General features: G+C 69.3%; 15 protein-coding genes and 1 pseudogene. 6 read left to right on the top strand and 10 right to left on the bottom strand.

Annotated elements, in window-relative coordinates; translation table 11 throughout:
- The 5 genes from ACV4UX_RS11860 to ACV4UX_RS11840 all read right to left on the bottom strand — a co-directional run.
- On the bottom strand, window positions 1-956 hold a 956-nt coding region (locus ACV4UX_RS11860), incomplete at its 3' end, for a tetraacyldisaccharide 4'-kinase (RefSeq protein ID WP_491593487.1).
- 47 nt (window positions 957-1,003) lie between these two features.
- Entirely contained in the window at window positions 1,004-1,708 is a 705-nt protein-coding gene (locus ACV4UX_RS11855; RefSeq protein WP_491593486.1) for a Bax inhibitor-1/YccA family protein, read from the bottom strand.
- 75 nt (window positions 1,709-1,783) lie between these two features.
- On the bottom strand, window positions 1,784-2,356 hold the full coding sequence (locus ACV4UX_RS11850; protein ID WP_491593485.1) for a PAS domain-containing protein: 573 nt from the start codon (window positions 2,354-2,356) through the stop codon (window positions 1,784-1,786).
- 31 nt (window positions 2,357-2,387) lie between these two features.
- A complete protein-coding gene (locus ACV4UX_RS11845) occupies window positions 2,388-3,314 on the bottom strand; it encodes a phosphotransferase enzyme family protein (protein WP_491593484.1) in 927 nt (308 codons plus the stop codon).
- A 25-nt stretch (window positions 3,315-3,339) separates the two neighbouring features.
- The gene (locus ACV4UX_RS11840; protein WP_491593483.1) at window positions 3,340-4,677 is read right to left on the bottom strand and encodes a glycosyltransferase family protein; all 1,338 of its coding nucleotides are present in this window, start codon (window positions 4,675-4,677) and stop codon (window positions 3,340-3,342) included.
- 198 nt (window positions 4,678-4,875) lie between these two features.
- Between ACV4UX_RS11840 and ACV4UX_RS11835 the strand changes: the two genes are divergently transcribed.
- Entirely contained in the window at window positions 4,876-5,646 is a 771-nt protein-coding gene (locus tag ACV4UX_RS11835) for a BglII/BstYI family type II restriction endonuclease (RefSeq protein ID WP_491593482.1), read from the top strand.
- Here the strand turns inward: ACV4UX_RS11835 and ACV4UX_RS11830 are convergent.
- From ACV4UX_RS11830 to ACV4UX_RS11810, 5 genes and pseudogenes are all read right to left on the bottom strand, one after another.
- Window positions 5,619-6,281 (bottom strand): MT-A70 family methyltransferase, encoded by a 663-nt coding sequence (locus ACV4UX_RS11830; RefSeq protein WP_491593481.1) that lies wholly within the window; start codon window positions 6,279-6,281, stop codon window positions 5,619-5,621. The genes ACV4UX_RS11835 and ACV4UX_RS11830 overlap by 28 nt on opposite strands.
- A 118-nt stretch (window positions 6,282-6,399) precedes the next feature.
- Window positions 6,400-8,328, bottom strand: coding sequence for an acetate--CoA ligase (gene acs, locus ACV4UX_RS11825; protein ID WP_491593480.1), 1,929 nt, complete (start codon window positions 8,326-8,328; stop codon window positions 6,400-6,402).
- Between the two features lie 57 nt (window positions 8,329-8,385).
- Window positions 8,386-9,259, bottom strand: a pseudogene (locus ACV4UX_RS11820) (LytR/AlgR family response regulator transcription factor).
- A 142-nt stretch (window positions 9,260-9,401) separates the two neighbouring features.
- A complete protein-coding gene (locus ACV4UX_RS11815) occupies window positions 9,402-9,533 on the bottom strand; it encodes a hypothetical protein (RefSeq protein ID WP_491593479.1) in 132 nt (43 codons plus the stop codon).
- A 105-nt stretch (window positions 9,534-9,638) separates the two neighbouring features.
- A complete protein-coding gene (locus ACV4UX_RS11810; protein ID WP_491593478.1) occupies window positions 9,639-11,687 on the bottom strand; it encodes a hypothetical protein in 2,049 nt (682 codons plus the stop codon).
- Between the two features lie 147 nt (window positions 11,688-11,834).
- On the opposite strand from ACV4UX_RS11810, the gene ACV4UX_RS11805 reads away from it, so the two are divergent.
- The 5 genes from ACV4UX_RS11805 to ACV4UX_RS11785 all read left to right on the top strand — a co-directional run bounded on the left by ACV4UX_RS11805 (window position 11,835) and on the right by ACV4UX_RS11785 (window position 17,297).
- A complete protein-coding gene (locus ACV4UX_RS11805; RefSeq protein WP_491593477.1) occupies window positions 11,835-13,271 on the top strand; it encodes a B12-binding domain-containing radical SAM protein in 1,437 nt (478 codons plus the stop codon).
- A 54-nt stretch (window positions 13,272-13,325) separates the two neighbouring features.
- Window positions 13,326-14,258, top strand: a complete 933-nt coding sequence (locus ACV4UX_RS11800) for a lysylphosphatidylglycerol synthase transmembrane domain-containing protein (RefSeq protein ID WP_491593488.1) — start codon at window positions 13,326-13,328, stop codon at window positions 14,256-14,258.
- Between the two features lie 44 nt (window positions 14,259-14,302).
- The gene (locus ACV4UX_RS11795) at window positions 14,303-15,364 is read left to right on the top strand and encodes a glycosyltransferase family 2 protein (protein WP_491593476.1); all 1,062 of its coding nucleotides are present in this window, start codon (window positions 14,303-14,305) and stop codon (window positions 15,362-15,364) included.
- Window positions 15,361-16,788 carry a B12-binding domain-containing radical SAM protein gene (locus ACV4UX_RS11790; RefSeq protein ID WP_491593475.1) on the top strand — a complete coding sequence of 476 codons (1,428 nt, stop codon included), beginning with the start codon at window positions 15,361-15,363 and terminating at the stop codon, window positions 16,786-16,788. Before ACV4UX_RS11795 ends, ACV4UX_RS11790 begins: the two co-directional genes overlap by 4 nt.
- Before the next feature lie 131 nt (window positions 16,789-16,919).
- Window positions 16,920-17,297, top strand: coding sequence for a hypothetical protein (locus ACV4UX_RS11785; RefSeq protein WP_491593474.1), 378 nt, complete (start codon window positions 16,920-16,922; stop codon window positions 17,295-17,297).
- Window positions 17,298-17,349 lie beyond the last annotated feature (52 nt).

Raw genomic sequence — 17,349 nt, 5'->3', positions numbered from 1 at the left:
CGGCCGGGCACGTCCCCCATGCGCAGGGCGGCCTCGGGGGTGGCCAGCACGTGGGGGCAGCGCATGCGCGCCGCATCGGCGGCCACCTGGGCAAGGTCCTGCCTGGTGAAGCGGTGGGAGGCGGGAAAGGTGACGCTCAGGCGCGGGGGCAGGCCCAGGAAGGCCTGCGCCGCCTTGGCGGCCACCTCCTGGTTGGACTGCGCGGCCACCAGCACATAGGGTTCGCCGCCCAGGTTCTCGGCGTGGAGGCCGTCGGAGCGGCGAAGTCTCCAGATGCCCGGGTGCACGGTGAACACCGGACGCCCCAGGCGTCCGAGTCTGCGCTCGGCCAGGGGCCTGCGCAGGGCGAATTCGTCGGGCCAGGCGTGCAGGATGAAGCAGGAGGCCCTGCCCAGGGCGTGCGCGCCCTCGGCCCAGTCTCCCGCCGGGAACACGCGGTTCCAGCCCTTGTCCAGGTCGCGCGGGCCAAGGAGCACGATGTCGGCGTTGCGGCGCAGCTCCGGGCGCGTGAACATGCCGTGGAGCAGGAAGAGGTCCGGCTTCACGGCGCTCCAGGCGGACTTGCCCGCGCGGGCGGGCTTCTCGTCCACCAGGATCACGGACTCGGGGCGGTAGCGGGCCAGGAGGGCGGCCTCGGCCCCGCACTCGGCCGGGGGCGTGTCGGGCTTCACGGAGAGGGGCATGTGCTGGGGCGAGCCCTCGCCCGGCCCGGCCAGAAGCACGGGCGTGAGCCCCCGGGCTGCGGCCCATCCCAGGAGCCAGGCGCTCACGAGCACCTTGCCCCTGGCCTCGGGGTCGATGCCGCAGACGCCCACGGCGGGGGCCGGGGGCGTCCAGGAGGGGAGCGGCCCCTTCTCGTGCAGGGCGCGGCGCAGCCGGGCGGCCAGGGCCGCCGCCGCCCCGGCGGGGGTGAAGAGAGGGCGCAGGCGCTGCTGCCAGACGTGGAGTTCTTGCATGGGGAAAGGGGCCGGGGCGGCTGCTCGCCCCCCCGGCCGGGACGGTTCTAGTCGCGGTTGCCGCCGAAGAGGCGCAGCATGATCAGGAACAGGTTGATGAAGTCCAGGTAGAGGGTCAGCGCGCCCAGGATGGAGCCCCGGCGCAGGGCGGCCTGGTCGCCCATGGGGGCGGCCTCGCCCATGTCCTTGAGGCGCTGGGTGTCGTAGGCGGTGAGGCCGGTGAAGATGAGCACGCCCACGCAGTCGATGATGAAGCTCATCATGGAGCTCTTGAGGAAGATGTTCACCACCATGGCCAGGAGCATGCCGATGAGGCCCATGAAGAGGAAGCTGCCCAGGGAGGTGAGGTCGCGCTTGGTGACCATGCCGTAGACGCTCATGGCCAGGAACATGCCCGCGCTCACGGCGAAGGCCGAGGCGATGGTGGTGGCCGTGTAGGCGATGAAGACGCCCGAGAGCGTGAGCCCGTTGAGCCCGCTGTAGGCCAGGAACATGCCCGTGGCCGTGCCGGGGGCCAGGGTGGCGATGCGCGCCGAGAGGAACATCACCAGGCCCAGTTCGGCCAGCACCAGGACGATCAGGGCCACGGGGTTGAACACCAGCTGGAGCATGGCGGGGCTCGACGCCACGGCCACCGCCACCACGGCGGTGAGCCCCAGGCCAGCGGCCATCCAGCCGTAGACGCCGCGCATGAAGGCGCTGAGCGCCTGGGCGCGGGACATGGTCTGCTGGGCGTTGTAGGCGTTGTACATCGTCGTTCTCCTTCTAAATTGATCCAATGGATAGGAGCATATATAGCACAAGGTCCGGCCCTGGCAAGTGCCGGGTCACACAGGGCGGGCGCAGCGCGACTCCTCCAGGCAGTGGCGCAGCGCGGCGCGCAGGCGTTCGATCTCCTGGCGGGCCTGGGCCAGCTCCGTCACGTCGAAGTGCTGCACCACCACCGAGTGCACGCTGCCGTCGGGGCCGAACACGGGATGGAGCACCGTCTCCAGGGTGTAGGTTACGTCGGGGGCGTCCATGTGCAGGTGGGAGGCGTTGAACTCGTAGGGCGCCATGCGCACGGTCTCGCCCTTGAGGGCGCGGTCGAAGCACTCGGGCGCGCCCAGCATGATCAGGCCCGGCTCGGTGTAGATGCAGAAGTCCGGCGAGGGGGCCTCCTCCCCGGCCACGGCCTGGGCGGCCTTGTTGGCGCGCAGCACCTTGCCCTGGTGGTCCAGCCAGATTTGCATCACGGGGGCGTTGTCGAAGATGCCCTGGAAGGCGTCCCGCTCGGCCTCCACCAGGGCTCGCACCCGGCGGCTGGCCAGGGCCGCCGCTTCCAGGGCCGCCACCTTGCGGCGCAGCTGCCCCGCTTCGCCGGATTCGTCACCGGATGCTGGAGCGTCTTGAGGTATCATTTTTTCACTCTCCGACACTTGCGCCGCGAGGTCAAGAGGCCTTGCCCACGCGCCCGGCCAGATGGTCCATGTAGTCCAGTTCGTCGGCCAGCATGGGGGCATCCGCCTTGCGAAGCCACTCCGAGAGCCAGCCCAGGCGCGAGGCCAGCACGGCCGCGTCCTGCCAGACCTCCGCGGGGCCTTCGAGGAGCCCGGTTTCGCGCAGCTCCCGGACGAAGGCCTCCACGAAGGGCGCACGCCGGTCCCCCCGGGCCTCCAGGAGCACGCAGCCCAGGCAGTTGGCCGCGTCGTCCGGCACGGGGCGCGGCCCCGCGAACTCCCAGTCGATGACTCCCAGGGGGCCGTCCCCGCCCCAGACCACGTTGAGGGGGTGCAGGTCGCCGTGGGCCAGGGCGCGGGGCAGCCCGGGCCAGGCCTCCAGGTAGGGGGCCAGGGCCTGGAGCACGGGGCGCAGGCGCGCGTGGACCTCCGGGCGGTGCTGCGCCAGGCGCGCGGAGAGCTCGCGGGCGTATCCGGGCAGGTCCAGGGCGAAGAGGCCGCCGGGAAGGGCCAGTCCGAGGGAGGCCCGGCGCAGCCGGGCCAGCCAGCGGGCCAGTTCGCGGGCGGGGCCGGGGCGCTCCAGATAGCCGGGGCGCTCCGGCTCCCGCCCCGTGACGAAGGGCGAGAGCTGCCACAGTCCGGCCCAGTCGCGCAGCACATGGCCGCCCCCGGGGATCTGGCGGTAGGGGGCCAGACGGTCCAGGCCGCGCGCCTCCAGGGCGTGCAGGAGGCGTCCCAGGGCCTCGCGCCGGGCGGCCTGGGCAGGCCCGATGCGCTCCAGGAGCCAGAGCGCGCCCGAGGCGTCCTCCACCACCTGGCGGCGCAGGCAGCGCTCCGGGCTGCCGGGCACGTGGAGATCCTGCCGGGCGCGGGCGAAGTCCACGCCGAAGGAGGAGAGAAGGTCGTGGTAGGGCGTCATGGGCTGGTCCTGCGCAGGCCCCGGTTCAGGAGAAGGTTCTGCTGTCGGGATAGCGCTCCTCGTAGGGCTTCTGGAAACCCAGGTCGCAGATGTCCTTGCTCTGGAAAAGCGCCGCATGGCCCAGCATGCACACATGGTAGCGCACGTCCCGCCCGGCGGCCAGACCGGCCAGATGGCGGGCGCACAGGCCCTTGTCCAGCCGCCGCGCCTCCAGGCGCGAGGCCGGCGGGGCCAGGAGGCGGGCGTGCCCCTCACCCTCCGCGCCGTGCAGCAGGACCGTGAGCGTGGCGGCAAGACCGGTCCCGGAGAGATCCCCCGCAGCCTCCTCCAGGCAGCCAAGCCCGGCTGCCTCGCGCCCGGTGCGCAGGAGGATCGCCCCCAGGGCGTGCAGCGCCCGGGGACGCGCCTCGCCCGGGTCGGCCGCCGCGTCGCGCATCAGCTGGAGCGCCTCGTCGGAACTGCCCCCGTAGCGCACGGCCTGCGCGTGCCTGCCCCGGCCCTCCCCCAGGAGCCTCTCCGGCAGGGAGACCATGGGGGCCGCGCGGCCCTCCGCCAGGTGGTCGAGGACGGTTCGCGCCCGGCAGACGCTCGTGTGGCGCAGCCTGCACTCCTCCTGACCGCTCCGGGCGATGTGGGCGTGGCCCTCCGCGTCCCGGGCGACGCGTTCGACCAGCCCCGCGATGTCTCCCGGGGAATAGCCCAGGTAGTGCGCTCCCTCCTGGAAATGCCGACGCACCCCGTAGCCCTGGCGCTCCGAGAGCAGGAGCGAGCCCGAGGCCAGGGCGTGGAGGAAGCGCAGGTTCAGGCCGGGGAAGAAGTTCTCGTTGAGCACCATGTGCGAGGCCGCGAAGAGATCGAGCATGGCGGCCTGGAGAATGTGGCTGACCACCTTGAGGGGAAAGCGGGACTGCAGGTGCGCGATGAGGTTGGCGCGCTTCTCGCGCTGCTCGGTCATGCGCCCGACGAAGGTGATGAGGTGCTCCTTGGCCGCAGGGGGACGGAAGTCGGCCTCCGAGACGCACAGGGGGAGCCAGCGGGCCTTGACGCCCTCGCGGAGGAACCGGGAGACGGAGGGGAGCTGGTCCACATAGACCAGATCGAACGCTTTGCAGAGGGGAGCGAGCCAGAACGCGTTGAGGGGCGCGTCGATGCACCAGGCCGCCAGCCTGTGGCGGCTCAGGGAGAGCCCCCGGGGCAGTTCGGTCTTCCCGAAGAATTCGAGGAACACCACGTCGGGCGTGACGCCGGATTCCTCCACGATCTCGTCCAGGGCGCGCCCGGAATCCAGCCGGATGGGTACGACCTCGCAGCCCAGCCGCTCGAAGCCTTCGCGGAGGAACCAGCCGGAGTAGGCTATGCGCATGGTTTCAGCTCCGAAGCATGGGCACACGAGCCTGGCGGCATGGGCGGCTGCAAGCATCCTGGGCATGGGGCGCAGATGGTCATGGTTGGCGGCATGGGTTGCGAACCTTCAAGAGGACGGGTAACGCATCACGGGCAGGGAAGAAAGACCGGCAAGGCAACATCCTCCGTCCCGGCAACCCACCAAAGGCACTTGGGCATGCTCGACAATCTCATTCGCAATGGCTTTCAGGTTCTGGCCATCTCCCACGCGCGAGCCATCCTCACCACCGATTTCCCGCAGGCGCTGGCCGAGTTGGAGGAGGCGCTCACCAATTTCTCCATCCCCATGTCCGAGATCATCGGTTCCGGCGGTGGCGAGACCAAGGGGACGCAGCGCCTGCGCAAAGCGCTCTCCGGGCTCGGCTGGTCCAAATTCCAGTTCGAGATCAAAAAGATCATCAACGGTGAGGAGCGTGAAAGCATCTCCCATGAGGTGGACCACGTGCGGACCTTTGAAATCGAGGGGAGGAACCGGACGCTGGCTCTGGAGATCGAATGGAACAACAAAGACCCCTTCTTCGACCGCGATCTGGAGAACTTCAAGCGTCTGCACGCCGAAGGGGCCATCTCGGTCGGGATGCTCATCACACGGGGGACATCGCTTCAGGAGAACATGCGCGAATTGGTTATGCGTTTCGCGCAGAGCAGCAACATACAGGATTTTGCCGGACTCGAACCATTCGGAGTGCTCCCGACCCCTCGGCAGCGCGCGGCGGTGACCAAGGCTGTGGAACGAGGGGGGGAATTTCGTGACGCCTGGACTGATCACTTCATTGCCGACAAGTTCGGCCAGGCCACCACTCATTGGCGCAAACTCATGGACCGGGTGGACCGGGGCGTGGGCAACCCCTGCCCTCTGCTGCTGATCGGGTTGCCTGACAGTGTGGTCCGCCACGACGATCAGGAGCCGACGAGCAGCCGGGCCTGATCCAGGGTTTTGGAGTTCTTGGTCTGGGAATGATGGGAGTAGGTCTCCCAGTCGGGGCGGTACGCCTCGTCTGCCTGATTGCCCCAGCAGACCCACCCGGGCCGGACGCCGCGCGAGAACAGCTCCAGGTAGGGTCCGGGGGAACAGGATTCTATGAGCGGGTACTGCTCGTCGGGCTTGCGGCTGTGCTCCCGTTTGCGGCTGGACAGATAGTTCACCTGGGTGCGCCCGGGAGGCAGGGTCCGGGCGTTCTTCCCCTTCACGCCGAAGAGGATCAACTCCGTGACGTTGCGAAAATAGAAACCCACTCCGCGCCCGTCCGACCCCCCGTCCTTGCGCACCTTGTGCCAGACCAGATTGGACTTGTACTGGAAGCCCCAGGCGCGCAAAACCTCAAGACCCTCGGGGAGCAGCGCGTTGGGCACCCAGAGGTAGAGATGTGCGGTCTCGGCGGTCAGCCCGGCCACGGGAAGCGCCATCACTTCCTCCAGCGACAGGGTGCCGTAGCGTGCAAGACGGTGGTGTTCCGGGGCGACCTTGCCGGTCCTGTTCTGGAACTGCCACGGCGGATCGGCCAGGATGGTCGAAAAGCGCCTGCCCGCGCAAAAACGGATCAAATCCTCGCCAGGGTGCATCGGGTGATTCCTTGGTTGGCTGCGACACGGCCGCTTCGCGTGTTCCGGGACCGCCGCCGTGAATCAGGATACCCGAAAACCGTCTGGAGCAAAAGCGCCTTCTGCCTCGCGCCAGCCCCTACTCCTCTTCCAGGCTCGACAGGTCCCCCGGGGCGGCCCCGGTCTCTTCCGCTTTCAGCAAGCGCCTCAGGATCTTGCCGCTCTTGGTGTGGGGAAGCTGCTCGCGGAAGGCGATGGCCCGGATGGAGACGAAGGGGCCCAGCTCGCGCTTCACGTGGGTCTTGAGGGCCATGATCAGCTCGTCCTCGGAGTCGTAGTCCTTGTTCCAGCCCTCGGCGCGCACCACGAAGCACTTGGCCGCCTCGCCCTTGATGGAATCCGGCACGCCGATCACCGCCGCCTCCACCACGGACTTGTGCGCCGTGAGCGCGGCCTCAACCTCGGCCGGGCCGATGCGGTGGCCGCCGATGTTCAGCACGTCGTCCGCGCGGCCCTGGAACCAGAAATAGCCGTCCTCGTCCTTGCGGGCCACGTCCCCCGCGAAATACACGCCCGGGATCTTCTCCCAGTAGGCTTGGCGGTACCCCTGGTCGTCGTTCCAGAGGGTGCGGGCCATGGCGGGCCAGGGCTTGCGGATCACCACGAAGCCGCCCTTGTCGTGCCCGGCGGGGTTGCCGTGGCGGTCCACCACGTCCACCTCCACGCCCGGCAGGGGCCGACCGGCCGACCCGGGCTTCAGAAGCGAGATGGGCAGGGGCGACACCATGAACATGCCCGTCTCGGTCTGCCACCACGTGTCCAGCAGCGGGCACTCGCTGCGCCCGATGTACTTGTGGAACCACACCCACGGCTCGGGGCCGATGGGCTCGCCCACGCTGCCCAGCAGGCGCAGGGTGGAGAGGTCGTGCTTGCGGGGGTACTGCGAGCCGTAGCGCATGAGCATGCGGATGAGCGTGGGCGTTGTGTAGAGGATGGTCACGCCGTAGCGGGCCACGATGGCCCAGAGCCGGTCGGCCTGGGGGTAGAGGGGGTGGCCCTCGTAGAGCACCACGGTGGTGCCCGCCATGAGCGGCCCGAAGACCACGTAGCTGTGCCCGGTGATCCAGCCCGGATCGGCGGTGCAGAGGTAGAGGTCGGTGGGCTTGACGTCCATCACCCAGCGGTAGGTGGCGTGCACGCCCACCATGTAGCCGCCGTGGGTGTGCAGCAGGCCCTTGGGCTTGCCGGTGGCCCCGGAGGTGTAGAGCAGAAAGAGCGGGTCTTCGGCGTCCATCACCTCGGTGGGGGCCTGGGGGCTCTCCTGGCGGATCAGGTCTTCGTAGCGCAGGTCGCGGGGCTCCACCATGTCCATCTCCACCCCGGCGCGGTGCACCACGATCACGGACTCGGCGCAGTCGCCGTCCTCCCCGAAGAGGGCCTCGTCCACCACGGACTTCAAGTTGATCACGCGGCCGTTGCGGTAGAAGCCGTCGGCCGTGACGATGATCTTGGGGCGGCAGCTCTCGATGCGCTCGCGCAGGGAGCGGGCCGAGTAGCCCGCGAACACCAGGGTCTGCACCGCGCCGATCTTGGCGGCGGCCAGCATGGTGATCACGGTCTCGGGCAGGGGCGGCAGGTAGATGAGGATGCGGTCGCCCTTCTGCACGCCCAGGCCGCGCAGGGCGTTGGCCAGGCGGCAGACCTCGCGGTAGAGCTCGTAGTAGGTGTATTTACGGCACTCGCCGGACTCGCCCTCCCAGATGACGGCGAGCTTGTTCTTGTTCACTGTGAGGATGTGCCGGTCCAGGGCGTTGTGCACCAGATTGCACTTGCCGCCCGCGAACCACTTGAAGAAGGGGGGGGTGGAGTCGTCGAGCACCTGGTCCCACTTGGCGAACCAATCCATCTCGGCGGCGCGCTCCTCCCAGAAGAGGCGGTAGTCCTGGTCGGCCAGCCTCTGGGCGGCCTTGAGCTCGGCCTGGCCCATGTTGGCCTCGCGCACCACCTGGGGCTGGGGACGGAAGACCCGTTCCTCCCGGAGCAGGCTATCGACGAGGCCGGTTTCCATGGGGGTCTCCTGGGGCGGCGTTGGCGGCGGACGCGGGGAAGGCGGGGGGACGAAGGGTCATAGGCCGAGCACCTGCTTGAGTTCTCCGATCCTGCGGCGGCTGATGGGCAGCTCGATGCGCGTCTTGCCCTGGGTGCGCAGCATGAACTGCCCGCCCGGGAGGCTGGCGATCTCCGTGACGGCCTCCAGGTTCACCAGGAATTTGCGGTGCACGCGGAAGAAGCCGTGGGGTCCCAGGCGCTCCTCCAGGTTCTTGAGCCGGTAGGAGGTGAGGTATTTCTGCTGCACGGTGTGCACGAAGGAGTAGTCCTCGTAGGCCTCCACGAAGAGGATCTGGGGATAGGGCAGAAGGAGCGTGCGGCCGTCCAGGGTGATGGGCAGCTTCTCGATGTCCACGGGGCGTTTTTTCTGGGTGAGGTCCCAGGCCTGCTTGAGGGCGGAGATGAAGTGCCCTTCCTCCTCTTCCTCGATGGGCAGCGAGAGGGTCTGCTGGTCGTCCTGGGCGCGGGCGCTGCGCTCCTCCACCCAGGCCCCGGCGGGCTGCACCTGCTTGAAGCCCGGGGAGAGAGCGCCCAGGCGGGCCAGGGTCATGTCCAGGCGCTGGGGGGGGGGCTGGCCAGACGAGGTAGTCGGCCGCGCCAAGCTCGAAGGCCTTGCAGGCCTGGGATTCGTCGGCGGCAACGAAGACCAGGGCCGGGCGTTCGCGCCTTCCGGCGAGCATCTGGGCCAGCTCCATGCCGGAGGTGGGTCCGGGCAGGTCGGGGCTGAGAAAGAAGATCCCGTAGGGGATGGCCTCGAGCATCTCCAGTGCCTCGAAGGCTGTGGCGGCCTCGCCCAGCACGCGCAGCGCCTGGGCCCCGGCCAGCAACTGGCGCAGGCCCGCGCGCACGGCGGGGTCCGAGTGGACGATGAGGGTCTTCACCTGGGGCATGGTCTGGGGCTCCGATCTTCCGGGCTAGGTAGCGGGAATCGAAGCCGTGGGCAAGGGGCGGGAATTCGGCCGTTTCAGACGATGGGGGGGCGGTGGAGGGAATTTCGCCCACACGGCGCTCACTCCCCCTGCGGGGTGCCTTTCAGCGGAACGCCTCGTGCGCCAGGGTGAAGATAATTCTTCCGGTTGGGATTCCGGCTGGGAAGTCCATGATCGAAACAAGGAGATCATCAGGAAACGCCGGAATGGTGAGCCCATCAGCCATGGAGAACATGAACGGCCGTCATCCGACAGTCCTTTCAGGCCGCCGGGATGACGACGTTCTCCTTCGAGAGCTTCGGCCAGACCGGGCAGGAGCCCCGGGGCGTACGGGGACGCCTCAGAAGGGGGCCTTGCCCTCCGTGACGGCGCGCAGGGCCTCGGAGGTGAGCGCAGGGCCCTGCGGAGGCTCGCTGCGGCCGCCATCCTCCACGAATCCGAAGCTCAGACGCCCCAGGCGCACGATGTTCTCGCGCCGGTCAGGACGCAAGAGAACCATGTAGCGCCTGAAGGCCTGCGGCGCGCGGACGGACCGGACGCGCTCCTCCGTGGCCTGCCAAGGCGCTTCGTCCGCGCCATCGGCGAGAAGTCGCCAGGAGTTCTCCTGCGTGGCCCCGTACACTTTCCAGGCGACGGGCATGCGCCTGGGGCCCTGGTCGTGGCGGTCGCAGGCCATGAGCAGCCGGACGAGCTCCATGGGCCTGTCCAGCTCGAAATACAGCGCGCAGGGCAAGCGGGTGGCGTACTCCAGGTAGCCCGCCTCGGGCAGGGTCGCGTTGAATATGCCGGGCCGATACTGATCCGGCTCCAGAGGCACGGACCACGACGGATCGGAGGGCCTGCCGGTGAAGAGCCGGGCCAGATCCACCACGCGGAGGCAGTCGCGTCCCGGTTCTGCGTTGAACACGGCCGACCCCCGGGTCCACTCGGCCTCCACGGGCCAGGACGAGGAGGCCAGCAGGCCCGTGACGTGAGCTCCGGGCAGGATGCGGCTGGAGTAGGTCAGCGGTTTTTTACGGGTCCAGGGCAGGGTCTCGGGGTCCGGCGGCGGCATGAGACGGAACTGGCAGTCGGGGTCCATCGCGGCGAAGGCGCCGCGCATGAGGGCCTGCTCGGCGGCGAGCAGGGAGGCGTGCCTGGAGGTGGAGACCGCGGCCAGCGTCACGAAGAGCAGCCCCAGCGCCAGGAGGCCTGCACGCTCCAGGCCGGGGCGACGCCCGCACGCCTCCCGGACGGCAAACGCCTGAAGGCAGACGCAGATGGCCAGAAGGGCGGCGTAGGTTCTCGGGATGTCTGGGCCGCCGCGAGCCACCAGGGTGGGGGCCACGCTGAGCCCCGCCGCAGCCCCGAGGACCAATGCCCCCTGGATGAACCTGAACGCGGCCCGGGCCGGCCCGAGGGACCTGGCCGCGCGAACAAGACCGCAGGCGGAAAGCGCCGCCAGACAGGCCAGGAACGCCCAGGCCGCCAGGGACGCCGCCGTGTCCGAAACCACGCAGAAGGCCGTCGACAGCGAGTCCGACAGGCAAAGCCACAGGACGCCGGGGATGTCCTGCGCCATGCGGAACACCCAGCGCTGGTAGGGGGCGACCGTGTTGAACGCGCCGACCAGCACCGGGAAGGCCTGGAGCATGAGCGGGCGCGCCACGTACAGGAAGAGGCAGTAGAAGCCGGCCATGGCCCCGGCCATGAGGGCCAGCCCCTCCAGAGCCTCGCCAAGCCTCTCGCGCCAGGCAGGCCGGGGATCGAAGAGGAATGCGGCGGCGGCGAACACCAGAAAGAAGGCCGCCGCGGGCTGATAGAACGAGTACGCGGCCATGAGCGTCAGCCATGGCAGCAGGAAGCCCCGCAGGACGCGCCCTGACCGCGTCCCCGCCTGCCGTCCGGCGCGGTGCGCGTGCCAGGCGACGGCTGAAAGCGTCGCGGCGGGCAGGAAGTTGCTGGAAAGCACCACCCAGAAGGGCAGCGTCTGGAACACGCCGCTGATGCAGAGGAGAAAGGCGAGGAAATCCCCGAGCCTCCTGTCGCGCGCGGCCATGCCCAGGAGTTTCCCGGAGTAGAGAAAGAACGCCGCGAGCGCCGCCAGGCAGCCGATCCGCCACAGCCGCACGTCGTCGAAGTCGCGGATGGTGAGCACCTGCAGGGCCAGGATGGGGCGTTGCAGGGGACGGCCCTTGATGAAGCCGTTGGGTATCTCCGGGTGCATGCGCCAGAAGGACGTCCTGCCGCGCACGTACTCCCCGCCGTGGTCGATGAGCGGGAGATCGTCGTGCATGGCGTATTCGCCCAGCACGCCCGGCAGATAGAGCGCCAGGAGCGCCAGCAGGAGCGCGATCCTGAGCGCGTGGGCGTGGGCGTACGCGGATTCTCGGGGGGGTGGGGTCGGCATGGGTTCCTTCTCAATCCGCGCAGACCTAGCGCATCGTCCGGCGCGGGTCCAGACTGCAGTGCCCGTGTGGGCTGTCCTGCTTTGACACCCGCTCGGGCTTGGGCGTATCCGTCTGGATCGCCCGCGCCGGAAGAGCCTCGCCCGAGCGTGCGGGAAAAGACCAACGCCATGAACATCCTGCTCGTCAATCCGCCTCACGGCGGCGTGGGGGCCCAGGGCCAGGGGGGCTCGCTGACGCCCCTGAACCTGTGCGCCCTGGCCGCATGGGGCAGACGCCGCCATCCCGGCCTGCGCTTCAGCATCCTGGACGCCGCCGCCCGGGGCCTGGACGCCGAGTCCGCCGCCGGTGAGGCCGTCCGGATGCGTCCCGACCTGATGGGCGTCACCTGCGTCACGGCCGCCTTCGACGAAGTGGCGGCACTCTGCGGGCTCGTCCGCGCGGCCCTTCCCGGATGCCTCCAGGTGCTGGGCGGGCCGCACCCGTCGGCCCTGCCGGAACGCTCCCTGCGCGAATCCGGGGCGGACCTGGCCGTGGTCGGCGAGGGCGAGCGGGCCTTCGGGCGCATCCTGGACCGGTTGCTGGACGGGCGCGGAGACTACGCGGCCATTCCCGGAACGGCGACCCTGGACCGCCAGGGAACCTACACCCCCCCGCCCCCGGCCCTTCTGGTGCAGGACCTGGACACGCTGCCGTTCCCGGCCAGGGACCTAGTGGACCCCGATCTCTACGCCCCTCCCCCCAGCAAGCGGGTGGCCCTTGGCCCCAACACCATGATCGCTTCCAGCCGCGGCTGTCCGCACAACTGCGGTTTCTGCGCCTCCCGAAGCGTCTGGGGCCGAACCATCCGGCAGCGCTCGCCCGGGAGCGTGGTCAGCGAAGTGGAGCATTGCGTCTCGCTGGGCTACGGTTCCATCAACTTCACCGACGAGTTCTTCACGGCCAGCCCCAAACGCGTGCGCTCCATCTGCGAACTGATGCTCGAAAAGGGGCTTCGCATCCCCTGGGTGTGCTCCGCCAGGGCGCAGGGGCTGGATGAGGAGACCTTGCGGACCATGCGCCGGGCCAACTGCCGGGAGATCAGCTTCGGCATCGAGTCCGGCGACCCAGAGGTTCTTGCGGCCATCGACAAGAACCTGGACCTGGGAGAGGCCGCCCGGGTGGTGGCGCTCGCCAAGCGCGCGGGCATCCGCACCCACGCCAGCTACATCCTGGGCTATCCGGGCGAGACAGAGGACACCCTGCGGGCCACCCTGCGCCTGGCCCGCAAGCTCGACACCGACGTGGCCGCGTTCTTCATCGCCGCCCCCCTGCCCGGCTCCAGGCTCTACGACCTGGCCCTCGCCCGGGGGCTGATCCGCCCCGGAGCGGCCTGGCGGGACTACTCCCCGCTGCCCGGACGCTCTCCGGCCATGTGCCTGCCCGGCCTGCCTCCGCAGACGATTTCCCGCTGGCACCGCAAAGCCTTGCGAACATACTACTTGCGTCCCGGGTACTTGCTCTCTAAACTTTTCGGCATCCGTTCGACGGCGGACGCCCTGAACTTGCTGGGCGGCCTCAAGGTGCTCGGGCGCCTGGCGCGCTGAGACACGCAGACTGCGGTCCCGGGAGGTGGCTTCCGGCCGCGCCGGGAGCCCGGAATTCTGAAGCGGTCACCCATCGGCGCCTCGCGCAGGCTTTACGCCGGGCTGGCCTTCACGGTCAGCGCCGGGGCGTTGTGCTGGGTTGTGTGGCGCGCCGGGCCGCAGGCGCTGTGGGCTGCCGCGTCCTCCATCCGTCCGGGCTGGCTGGCCCTGGCGGCGCTTGCGCCCGTGTGTTCCCTGGCGGCCGGGGTGGCGCGCTGGCGGTTCGCCGTGCTGGCCGTGCACGGCGCGGCCCCCCCGTGGCGGACCCTGGCCAGGGGGGCCATGCTGGCGGCTGCGGTCAACAGCGTGACGCCCGCAAAGGCAGGAGATCTTCTCAAGGCGGCCGCGCTCCGCCCCGGGCTGGACGGGGTCGCGGCCCTGGCTTCGGTCCTTCTGGAGCGGACGCTGGACCTCCTGCTGCTGGCGCTGCTGGCCCTGGCCTGCGGAATGTTCACGGGCGACGACGGCATGCTGGCGGCCTCGGCAGCGCTCCTGACGGCGCTGCTGCTTGCGGTTTTCGCGGCCATGCGTCTGCCGCTGGGCGCAATGGGCCGTTTTCCCGGCGTGGCGTCCAAGCTCGCGGGGCTGCGCGACGCGCTGGCCGCGGCCGCGCGGGAGCCTGCGGCGCTGGCGGCGGCGGCGGTTTTTTCCCTGGCGGCGCTGCTGCTGGCCCAGGCCTGCGTGGTTTCGCTTTGCCTGGGGTTGGGGCAGTATCCTGGCTTCTGGCGGGTGCTGGGGGCCTGGGTTCTCGCCGCGCTGGCCGGGATCATGCCGGTGTCGGTGAGCGGCGTGGGGGTGCGCGACGCGGCCTTCGCCGTGCTTCTGGGCCGCTACATGCCCCAGGACCAGGCGGCGGCGGTGGCGGTGTGCTACACGCTGCTGGCCTACTGGCTGCCCGCCGCGCTCGGCCTGCCCGTTCTGGCCCTGGGCAGGGGCCGCGCCCACTGAGGCCCCGCGCGTACGGCGAGCACTGCAAACACACGGCGGACGGCATGCATCTTTTCATCCAGATTCCCTGCCACAACGAAGAGGGGCAACTGGCCAAGACCGTGGCCGCCCTGCCGCGCTCCCTGGAGGGCGTGGACCGCATCAGCCTGCTGGTGATCGACGACGGCAGCTCCGACGCCACCGTGGAAAAGGCAAAGGAGCTGGGCGTGGACTACATTTGCCGCAACCCGCGCCGCCTGGGCCTGGCCAAGGCCTTCGCCAACGGCCTGGACGCCTGCCTCCTGCTGGGCGCGGACGCCATCGTCAACACCGACGCGGACAACCAGTACCGGGGCGACCATGTGCCGCTCCTGGTCGAGCCCGTGATCTCGGGCGACTACGACATCGTGGTGGGATGCCGCGACATCGCCAACCACCCCGAATTCTCACCGCTCAAAAAGTTTCTTCAGCGCCTGGGAAGCCGCATCGTAAGCGCCGTGTCGGGCATCGAGATCCCCGACGCCACCAGCGGCTTCAGGGCCTTCAGCCACGCGGCGGCCTCGCGGCTGCAGGTCACCTCGTCTTTCAGCCACACGCTGGAGACGCTCATCCAGGCTGGGCATTGGGGGTTGCACGTCACCGGGGTCAAGGTGGGCGTGAACCCGGCCTCGCGGGAGTCCCGGCTGTTCACCTCCATGGGCGATTTCGTCCTGCGCCAGGCGGCCACCATCGCGCTGGTGTACCTTGTCTACCGTCTGCCGCGCATCCTGGGATGGCTCACGTTGGCTGCGGTGGCGGTGACGGCGGTCTTTTTCGCGCGAATCGGCGCGTATCTGTTCCTGATGGCCCCGGAAGCCCAGAAGCTCAAGCAGGGGTCGGCCCTGGCGGCCTCTTCGCTGGTGATCCTCACCTGCGTGTTCGCGGTGTCGGCGCTTCTGGCCCTGTCGATGTCCAACCTGCGCCACATGGCCGGTGAGACCAACTACCTCTTGCGACGCATGCGCCTGGGCACCTCGCGGCAGCGCGGACACTTGAAGATCTGGGCCTGCTCGCGTCCCGGCGCATGGCGCGAAGGCGGCGCGGGCCGGGAGGAGTATGCCCAGGTCGGACAGGGGAGCCCGACATGAAGCGCCCGGTGTCCATCACGCTGGTCCAGCCGCCGCTTCGAAACAGGCTGGATGCGGCCACGCCCTCCTATGTGGACAAGAACCGGGGCCACACGCCGCCCCTGGGCCTGCTTTACCTGCACGCGGCCTCGCAACAGGCCGGCCACAGGCCCCTGTTCCTGGACGCAGACCTCGAAGGCCTGAGCCACCAGGAGACGGCGCAGCGGGTGACAAGCGCCCGCCCCGACGCCGTGGGCATCAGCGCCATGACCTTCACCCTGCGGGACGCCCTGGCCGTGGCCCGGGAGATCAAGCGGCTTTCCCCAGGGCTGCCGGTGATCATGGGCGGCCCCCATCCCTCCGTCTACCCAGAAGAAACCGCGCGCCTGCACGGCGTGGACTACGCTTTCAGCGGGGAAGGGGAGCGGGGGCTGGTTCATTTTCTGGACGCGTTCGACGACGAGTTCGCCCGCGCCCGCATCCCGGGCATTACCTGCGTCGAAAAGGGCGCCCTGGTCTCCACGCCTGCGCAACCCATCGAGGATCTGGACTCGCTGCCCTTCCCCGCGCGGCATGCCTCCTCGTACGGTCGCTACACATCCGTACTCGCCCACAGCCGGGCCATCACCACCATGATCACCAGCCGGGGGTGCCCTTACCAGTGCATCTTCTGCAACCGCATGGGTCGGCGTCTGCGTCAGCACTCGGCGGAGCACGTCCTGCGGGAATTCGACGCGATCCACGCCCTGGGCATCGGCGAGGTGTTCATCCACGACGACACCTTCACCATCAATCCGGAACGCGTGAAGACCATCTGCCGGGGATTGATCGAACGCGGCCGCGGCACGCGCTGGGAGGCGCGCACCCGGGTGGACTGCGTGGACCTGCCTCTGCTTCGCCTGATGCGCCAGGCGGGGTGCACCAGGGTGAGCTTCGGGGTGGAGTCCGGCTCGCCCAAGGTGCTCAAGGCCATGCGCAAAGGCATCGACACGGACCGCGCCGAGCAGGTGTTCGCCTGGTGCAGGCAGGCGGGACTCATCACCCTTGCGGACTTCATGATCGGCAACCTGGACGAGGACGAAAAAGACATCGCCATGAGCGTGGACCTCATGAAACGCCTCGATCCCGACTATGTGCAATGGAGCATCCTGAGTCCTTATCCCAACACTCCCATCTACGAGCTGGCCATGGAGCGCGGTGTGGTGCCTGGCGACGTGTGGCGCGATTTCGCCAGGGAGCCGGAACGGGATTTCGCCTGCCCGCACTGGACCGAGCACTTCGACGTGGAGTCGCTTCGACGCATGGCCAGGCGAAACTACCAGTCGTTCTACCTCCGTCCTGCCTTCATCTTTCGCCAGTTGCGCCGCATCCATTCCGTAGCGCAGTTCAAAACCATGCTGCGAGGCGCGCTGGGCATGCTTTTGCCCGGCCTGGGCAGGAAATGACCAGTCCCCACGAGCGTAGCGGTCCGGGGGGCAGGCATGCGCCTCAGCGATTTGCGCAGCGCTCTCCCCTTGCGGCCGGGAGCTATCGGGGCCATAGGCTTTCGATCGAGCACACCAACCCTGGAGGCCCCATGCGCGCCGCACTCGCCGTCCTGATCGTGGTCCTTTTCGCCTGCTCCGCCGCCGTGGCCCGCGAGAACCGCAAGACCCTGCGCTTCGAGCGCGGGGCCGACTCCGCCACCGTGCAGGGCGCTGTGCTCCGGGGCGACCGCGACGTGTACGAGCTGGGCGCGCGCGCGGGCCAGGCCATGGAGGTCTCCATCACCGCCTTCGAGGACAACGCCGTCTTCCAGCTGTACGCCCCTGGCGGCAAGGCCCTGCCCGGCGCGGACGAAGGCGACGACGCCAAGGCCTGGAAGGGGGCGCTCCCAGCCTCGGGGACCTACCGCATCGTGGTGGGCGGCACGCGCGGCAACGCCGAATACGCCCTCACCGTGAGCATCCGTTAGCAGTGATGGGATGGCCCCACCCCTCCTAAAGGGGTACGCATCAAGGAGCGAC

The organism is Fundidesulfovibrio sp., assembly GCF_058402725.1.
Note: the sequence above shows the minus strand (reverse complement) of the source record. Positions and strands in the feature narration are given on the sequence as shown.